At 32.5% G+C, this 2,496-nt stretch carries 4 protein-coding genes; all 4 read right to left on the bottom strand.

Annotation, left to right across the window (positions count from 1 at the left end):
- A partial coding sequence (locus B9N71_RS12190; RefSeq protein ID WP_143422151.1) for a hypothetical protein occupies positions 1-491 on the bottom strand: 491 nt, incomplete at its 3' end.
- Entirely contained in the window at positions 488-1,147 is a 660-nt protein-coding gene (locus B9N71_RS12185) for a hypothetical protein (protein ID WP_085166094.1), read from the bottom strand. The genes B9N71_RS12190 and B9N71_RS12185, both read right to left, overlap by 4 nt.
- A complete protein-coding gene (locus B9N71_RS12180; protein ID WP_085166093.1) occupies positions 1,147-1,857 on the bottom strand; it encodes a hypothetical protein in 711 nt (236 codons plus the stop codon). The genes B9N71_RS12185 and B9N71_RS12180 overlap by 1 nt, the downstream gene beginning before the upstream one ends.
- 32 nt (positions 1,858-1,889) lie before the next feature.
- Positions 1,890-2,496, bottom strand: a 607-nt coding sequence (locus B9N71_RS12175; RefSeq protein WP_143422150.1) for a DUF2345 domain-containing protein, incomplete at its 5' end; no start/stop codon positions are given.

The following is a 2,496-nucleotide window of genomic DNA, read 5'->3' as shown; positions in this document are numbered from 1 at the left end:
TCATCAAGTGCCGTCACTTGTACCCAGGTTGTGTTTTCATCCTCTATCGCTATCAAGCCATCATTCTCTAGTGAAATTAGAGACACGGTACGAGGGAAACATACCGTATTACGTTTCTTTTCTTGAGGCGAAAGGCTGTTATCTAATGATAACGGAAAATCACGCCAATAACTTACGCTTGAATTGAGTTGCCCATCTTCGCCATTAAGGTGTAAGACTTTACTGGCGGCTATCCAGTACGGCTTGTTTTCAATCATAAAGCGAATAGTGAAAAAATCATCATCATGCGCAGGTTCAGAATCTGCACTCGGCGACGTCGTATTTTGTCCCTTTCCGCCACTAACTAACTCAACTTTATCGGGTATATCGGCTAGGATCAATTTTAGGTAACGCAATCGATAAAATTTGATCAGGTTCGTTTTATCTGCCTGCGTTAAACGTAACCTTTTAACTTTATCCGCCTTATTTTCAACAGAGTCTACATAGTTCACCGAAATAACTCAGAATATTGAACACTCTCGAAAAATTGATATGGATGTGAATATCTTGCAAGATTACAATCAAAGTTTGTTTCATGACATGATAATAACTCATATTTATCATTATTTTTCGTGTAAATTTCATCGAGTAGAATAAAATCAAAATCTTTTTCATTCAACAAGCTTTTGGATTTAATAAAGCCAAATTGATGAATACTCTTATCTTTTAGTTTTATTGAAATAAAATAATAAGGTTCTCGGTACTCAATAATTTCGAAAATTAACCCGCCATTGTAACATTCTGCTTTTGGCGTAATATTTAAATTAGCATAAGAATGATTTAAATCATTTTTTTGATAAAGTTCAATTGACCACCATTTTTGAGCTGGATTTAAATAAGCATGACTTAGTGCTTTTTTTAGTAATTCAGTAGATTTATCAAAATATATCTCGCCTTTAGATAGCGGGATACCACATTCCGATAAAATTAAAACACAATAATGTGGCTGTTTTGTTGATGTAATTAATAAAGTTTCGATACCTTTCCCGTTATAGAACTCAATAGAATTATAGCTATTTACTATGGGTAAATTTAAATTACTACACGCAAAAATATCAAACGTATAAAAAAGTAGCATTAATAAAATATGTTTAGATATTTTTATCATTAGTAATTAACCTCCAATTTATCTAATTTATAATAATAAAATAAATCTCTCGCAGGAAAAAATGCTTGAAATTGAATTATATAAGCTGTTGGGATTTTATCATAAATATGAGTTCCTAGATTTAACAATGAATATGGCATTGTTGACGGAGTAGGAAAATCTAAATAAGAAACTAATTTTTCAACAAAAGTAACACAATTATTTGTATAAATTGAGTATGGTTCTCTATCTGGATTATTATTTTCTTTTATTTTTATTTCGCAATACTTAATAGCTTCATTAAAAACATTTTCTTTTCTAAGAATAGCTCCCTTTATATTACCTTTTTGACCAGAGTTATTAGATATTTGACGTAGTGTTTTCTTAAATGAATCAATATTTATCATTTTTGAAGAAGATATTATGACATTCTTTGTTTGGACACTCCTTGTTCTTCCTAATTCTCCTGGTGGATATCGACCGTATTCGTAATATTTTGTTTTACCATTTTGTCCATTAATTATTAAAACTCCTGCATGCCCTAATAATGGAACTCGATCTGTACCGAAATAATCCCTACCTAATGTTCCACTTCCTCCTTCTAATCTAATAAGATAATTAGGAAAAACCAATGGAATTACATAGTCTTCTGAGCCACTAATATACGCTTCAACCAAATCATCATTACCAATTTCATTCATTTTGGAAATTTTTATATTTGTTGTGCCCATAAATTTATTTTTCCTTTATTAATCCATAATCTTTAATTATCAGTAAAAGTCGGTTTAGAAATTTGTAAATTAACAATTCCATCTTTTTCAGATATTACTTTTTGAGTATATCCTTGTTCATTGCTCACACCAGTTAATTTACTACCATCGGCCAACATTATTTCGTAGTTGACGTTTCTAAGAGGTTCATTTGTATCGGAATCCTTTAATAAAAATTTAATATGATATAGGCTTCTATCAGTCACGCATGGTAAATATAATTTATCATTTAGTTTCACTGCCACCCCCATCTTCTGCATCACATTACACTTAAGATAGATATTATCCTGCGTGCCCAGTTCAATGCCTTCGCTGCTGATTTTGATATAAGAGCCACCACAAATGAGGGTGAGATTGTCTTTGGCGGTAATGGTGACTTTGCCATCGACACTATCCACTTTGATATCTTGTTTGGCAGCCATATTGAAGTTGGCGTTTTGGGCTTGCACTTCAATATCGCCTTGGTTGGCAAAGAGTTTCATCCCTGATTTTTGGGCAAATAAACCCATCGCTTCAGCCGATGATAGGGTGACATTTTTTAAAGCGTTGATGTCGGTTTGGTTTTCGCTGGTTAAGGTTAGGCTGTTAGCTGTCGATAGT

It is taken from the genome of Gilliamella bombi (genome assembly GCF_900103255.1).
GTDB classification, from domain to species: domain Bacteria; phylum Pseudomonadota; class Gammaproteobacteria; order Enterobacterales; family Orbaceae; genus Gilliamella; species Gilliamella bombi.
This window is presented reverse-complemented; position numbering and strand designations above follow the sequence as displayed.

What these genes read in the sequence shown, in the direction of transcription:
- B9N71_RS12185 (WP_085166094.1), bottom strand. Translation starts at nt 1,147, where the DNA reads ATGATAAAAATATCTAAACATATTTTATTAATGCTACTTTTTTATACG.
- B9N71_RS12180 (WP_085166093.1), bottom strand. Translation starts at nt 1,857, where the DNA reads ATGGGCACAACAAATATAAAAATTTCCAAAATGAATGAAATTGGTAAT.